The organism is Rhodococcus sp. (in: high G+C Gram-positive bacteria) (assembly GCF_049286785.1).
Lineage (GTDB): Bacteria > Actinomycetota > Actinomycetes > Mycobacteriales > Mycobacteriaceae > Rhodococcus_F.
This window is the reverse complement of sequence record NZ_JBAQEO010000035.1, coordinates 1-5214: the sequence shown is the minus strand read 5'-3', so window position 1 is coordinate 5214 and position 5214 is coordinate 1. Positions and strand designations below refer to the sequence as shown.

At 58.7% G+C, this 5214-nt stretch carries 5 protein-coding genes; all 5 read left to right on the top strand.

What is annotated here, in order from left to right; translation table 11 throughout:
• Window positions 1-286 precede the first annotated feature (286 nt).
• The 5 genes from WAW17_RS01620 to WAW17_RS01600 all read left to right on the top strand — a co-directional run bounded on the left by WAW17_RS01620 (window position 287) and on the right by WAW17_RS01600 (window position 5122).
• Window positions 287-676, top strand: coding sequence for an acyltransferase (locus tag WAW17_RS01620; RefSeq protein ID WP_422331286.1), 390 nt, complete (start codon window positions 287-289; stop codon window positions 674-676).
• A 201-nt stretch (window positions 677-877) separates the two neighbouring features.
• Window positions 878-1906: a GDP-mannose 4,6-dehydratase gene (gmd, locus tag WAW17_RS01615; protein ID WP_422331285.1), complete on the top strand. Its 1029-nt coding sequence runs from the start codon at window positions 878-880 to the stop codon at window positions 1904-1906.
• Window positions 1906-2865, top strand: a complete 960-nt coding sequence (locus WAW17_RS01610) for a GDP-L-fucose synthase family protein (protein WP_422331284.1) — start codon at window positions 1906-1908, stop codon at window positions 2863-2865. The genes gmd and WAW17_RS01610 overlap by 1 nt, the downstream gene beginning before the upstream one ends.
• A 41-nt stretch (window positions 2866-2906) precedes the next feature.
• Window positions 2907-4232 (top strand): UDP-glucose dehydrogenase family protein, encoded by a 1326-nt coding sequence (locus tag WAW17_RS01605; RefSeq protein ID WP_422331283.1) that lies wholly within the window; start codon window positions 2907-2909, stop codon window positions 4230-4232.
• 353 nt (window positions 4233-4585) lie between these two features.
• A complete protein-coding gene (locus WAW17_RS01600; RefSeq protein ID WP_422331282.1) occupies window positions 4586-5122 on the top strand; it encodes a YdcF family protein in 537 nt (178 codons plus the stop codon).
• Window positions 5123-5214 lie beyond the last annotated feature (92 nt).

Genomic DNA, 5214 nt, shown 5'->3' with positions numbered 1-5214 from the left:
GTTTGAGGGGCGGGGACTGTCGTTCCTCTACCGCTGGGCATCTTGTCGGCGCTCGAATTTTCTATCGTACTTCACAGGGAGGGAATGAGCGTAAGCCGGTCGGCGTGCCCCGCAGGCGATGGTACTGCATAATTACATGATGCGCCCCTATGCGGATCGTCTCACGCAAGATGTCAACCGAATGTGTTGGAACTTGCTCGCTAATCGAATACTCGGGTCGGCATTGGTTCCACGCGACTTGAGGTACGGACTGCTGCGACTGCTAGGTATTGCGAAGGCCGGGAGGGTGAATGTCTTCCCCGGCGTGCACATCGAGACTCACCGATTGAAAATCGGCCGGTATTCGATACTCAATCAAGGTGTCTGGATTGACAATGTTGCTGAAGTGACTATTGGCGAGCACTGTGCGATTGGTCAGCAAGTGATGTTGTGCACCTCATCTCATGACATGGGCGCTCGGGCACAGCGAGCTGGTTTGGCCGCTTCTCGGCCAATCGTTATCGACGACGGTGCTTGGGTCGGCGCACGCGCGGTGGTTTTGGGTGGCGTGACTATTGCATCGGGATGCGTGGTCGCTGCCGGATCGGTCGTTACGGTCGACACGGAACCAGATGGTCTCTATGCAGGTGTGCCCGCCGTTCGGAAGAAGGACCTTCTTGGTTCGGTGCCAGTGTGACGGATAGCTGGGTCCTGTACGTGAGCATCCGGGCTGGGCATGACCTAGGTGCGCGGCCCGACGCGAGGATCACATCACGTGAGGAGTCGTGCGATGTTCGCAAGTGTCATTGACTAGTTCCGTGTTCACCCTCGCCTGGTGGTTGCGCGCGGGTATGAGATTTGTTTGTAGTCTTGGTTTTTAGCCTCAGGAGAGGAAGTAATGAAGCGAGCATTAATTACCGGCATTACCGGTCAAGACGGTTCCTATCTGGCGGAACTGCTGCTTGGGAAGGGGTATGAAGTCCATGGTCTGATCCGTCGGGCTTCTACCTTCAACACGTCGCGAATCGATCATCTGTATGTGGACCCGCACGACCCGGAAGCACGGCTATTCCTTCACTACGGTGACTTAAGTGACGGCGCTCGCCTCGTAACTCTCCTTGCGCAGATAGCGCCTGACGAAGTCTACAATTTGGCCGCGCAGTCGCATGTGCGCGTGAGTTTCGATGAGCCAGAGCACACCGGGAACACCACAGGAATCGGATCGGTTCGACTTTTGGAGGCTGTGCGGCTTGCCGGGTTGAACTGCAAGTTTTATCAAGCGTCGAGCTCGGAGATGTTCGGTGCCACGCCGCCGCCGCAGAACGAGGAGACTCCGTTCTACCCACGGTCTCCGTATGGTGCGGCCAAGGTCTACTCGTACTGGGTTACCAAGAACTACCGCGAGGCTTACGGGATATTCGCCGTCAATGGAATTCTCTTCAACCACGAATCGCCCCGCCGTGGAGAGACTTTCGTGACACGTAAGATCACGCGCGCTGTCGCGCGCATCAAGGCGGGGGTTGATAAGGACCTATATATGGGTAATCTTGACGCCGTCCGTGACTGGGGATACGCCCCGGAGTACGTCGAAGGCATGTGGCGCATGTTGCAGGCGGACGAGCCGGATGACTACTGCTTGGCTACGGGCGGAAGGTATTCCGTCCGTGATTTCCTCACCGTAGCGTTCGAGCACGCCGGCCTCGACTGGGAAAGGTACGTGCGCTTCGACGAGCGCTACCTTCGCCCTACTGAGGTCGACGCTCTGATCGGTGACGCGAGCAAGGCGGAGGAAAAGCTAGGCTGGAAGGCCTCGGTCCACACCCCGGAGCTGGCAAAAATCATGGTCAACGCTGATATCGAGGCGCTCAAGCATGAGGGCCGTCCGTGGATTGACGCGCCGGCACACCCCGACTGGGGAGTACTGTGATGTCTGACCCGTTCTTGCTCGATCGAGCTGCCCCCTTCTACGTGGCGGGCCATCGTGGCCTTGTCGGTTCGGCGATTTGGCGTCAACTCCAAAGAAGTGGATTCGTGAACCTTATCGGTCGTTCCTCGAGTGAACTCGATCTTCGCGAGAGAGCTTCCGTGTTCGAGTTTTTTGCGAATCACAAGCCTCGCACCGTAGTACTGGCCGCAGCGAAGGTTGGGGGTATCATGGCCAACAGCTCCTACCCCGTCAACTTCTTGTCCGAGAACCTACGCATCCAGGTGAACGTGCTCGACGCGGCGTTGGAGCACGGTGTCGAGCGGCTGTTGTTCCTGGGTTCATCCTGTATCTATCCGAAGCTAGCTCCGCAGCCAATCAAAGAGGAATATCTACTCACTGGTCATCTCGAACCCACCAACGATGCCTACGCGATTGCTAAGATAGCTGGCGTCCTCCAGATCCAAGCTGTACGCCGCCAATATGGACTCCCATGGATTTCGGCGATGCCTACGAACCTTTACGGTCCGGGTGACAACTTTTCGCCAGACGGCTCGCATGTTCTCCCGGCCCTCATCCGTCGTTACGACGATGCTCGCCGCAGTGGTGTGAAATCTGTAACGAACTGGGGTTCCGGGTCGCCCCGCCGCGAATTCCTTCACGTTGACGATATGGCTGCCGCCTGCCTTCATCTGCTTGAGAACTATGACAGTCCAGAACACGTCAATGTCGGCACCGGCGAGGACATGAAGATCAAAGAGGTCGCGCAGATCGTTGCAGATGAAGTCGGATACACCGGACGAATCGAGTGGGACACGTCGAAGCCCGATGGCACGCCCCGAAAGTTGCTTGACGTGACGAAGCTCCGACAGTCTGGTTGGGAGCCGAAAGTTGGTCTTCGCGAAGGAATTGCGTCAACAGTCTTGTGGTACCGCGAACACCTGTCGATCATTCGTGCATAAGACCCTTTCTGTCCACAGACCTCTCCTGATAGTGAGCTCGCATGACTAAACGTATCGCCGTCTTCGGTACCGGCTACCTTGGCGCCACCCATGCCGCATGCATGGCGGAGCTAGGGCATGACGTACTTGGAGTCGACGTTGATGTGGCCAAGCTCGCGAGGCTGGAATCCGGCGAGGTGCCCTTCTACGAGCCGGGACTCGAAGAGGTCCTGCGGCGTAACATCGCTGCCGGTCGCCTCCGGTTCACCTCGTCGTACGAAGAAGCAGCCGCCTTCGCCGATGTACATTTCCTCGGCGTCGGCACACCGCAGAAGAAGGGTGAGTTCGCTGCGGACCTTAGGTACGTTGACGCGGTGATCGAGAGCCTGGCTCCGCTCATCACGGGGCCGGCGGTGATCTTCGGAAAATCCACCGTCCCTGTTGGAACCGCGGAACGTCTGGGTATCCGAGCACGTGAATTGTCCCCAGCGGGAGACAGTCTCGAAATTGCGTGGAATCCGGAGTTCCTGCGCGAAGGGTTCGCGATTCAGGACACCCTCCACCCCGATAGATTGGTGCTCGGTACCGACCGTGACCGTCCAGGTCGCGCAGAAGGCGTTGCTCGCGAGGTGTACTCACAACTTCTCGACGAGAATATCCCATTCGTGGTTACCGATCTCGCTACCGCCGAACTCGTCAAGACTTCAGCAAATGCATTCCTTGCGACCAAGATTTCGTTTATCAACGCAATTTCCGAAGTGTGCGAGGCTGCAGGAGCGGACGTGACCGTGCTGGCCGACGCAATCGGTCACGATGCGCGCATCGGCCGCCGGTTCCTCAACGCAGGACTGGGTTTCGGAGGTGGTTGCCTACCCAAGGACATCAGAGCTTTCATGGCACGGGCAGGCGAACTCGGTGCCGATCAGGCTCTCACATTCCTCCGTGAGGTAGACAACATCAACATGCGCCGTCGAACCCGCATGGTCGAACTCGCGCGCGAAGCATGCGGTTCACTGTTGGGCGCGAGGGTCGCGGTACTGGGTGCGGCTTTCAAACCGGACTCCGACGATGTGCGTGATTCGCCCGCACTGAATGTCGCCGGTCAGATTCAGCTTCAGGGCGCTGCCGTCAACGTGTATGACCCCAAAGCAATGGACAATTCGCGGGCGCTGTTCCCCACGCTCGGGTACTCGGACACCGCGTTGGATGCTTGCGAGGGGGCCGACGTCGTCCTGGTGCTGACCGAATGGCCTGAGTTCCAGAAGCTTCAGCCCGCCGACCTCGACGCGGTGGTTCGCAAGAAGGTGCTTATCGACGGCCGAAATTGCCTCAACCCCGCACAGTGGCGTGACAGCGGCTGGACGTATCGCGGATTGGGTCGGCCCTGATGCGCGATCGGTCACTCGAACTGAGTGCTGGCACCGAGATGCCTGGGACCTGCCCTCGAAGGCGCGGACGAGGGCCTCGTTCAGTGCCGTTTCGGTTGGCCGCGTTCCAGTGCGTCGACAATCGTTTTGCCCCACGCTCGGCGGGTCCGTCCCTGAATCCGCAGGGGTCCTTCACGCGCAAGTCGGCGGTGGGATCGAGCAAGGTGAGTTTGCTGCGGCGGGCGGCGACGCGGAAGAACTTCACGCCGCCTTTGTAGTTGTGGGTCACGTGTCATTACGCGGCGGGTCAGGGGCAGGGGGCGTTGGACGCCGTTATCGCCTACTCTCACTGTGTGGGTCGGCTTCGGAACTTGATGCTCGGGCTGGCAGTTGCTGTTGTAGTGGCAGTGACATTTGTAGGAGCGAGTGGTTATGTGCTGTACAACCATGCGCGTGTTGATGCGATAGAACCCGTCGATGCAATCATCGTGCTGGGTGGCGACCACGACGGTCGCGTCGAGTACGGAATTCGGCTCGCTGAGCAAGGCGTGTCCAAGAATGTTGTTCTGTCGAATCCTTACACGCACACAACGAAGGCGATGTCGAAAGTGTGTGATACGAGGCCGAAGTCGTTTTCGGTTACTTGTGTCCCCCCGGCTCCCGCCACTACCCGCGGCGAGGCGTTGTTCACTCGAGAGCTGGCGTCTCGGTACGGCTGGGACAGTGTGCTTGTCATCAGCTGGCGATACCACCTACCGCGTGCCCGCTACATCTTCTCGCAGTGCTTTCCCGGAAAGGTACTCATGAGACCCGTCCCACGTGAGTACGACTTCAGCCTCGCGGAGTGGGAGTACACATACATCTATCAGTCGGTGGGTTTCGTTAAGGCGCTCATTCAAGGTAGCTGCTGACGGTCTGCAAATCTCGCCGGTTGGGTGTCAACCAAGCCGGGATGGCAGTCCCAATTGGGTCAGGCCCGGCGTGCCCGCTACCTACCGAGTTG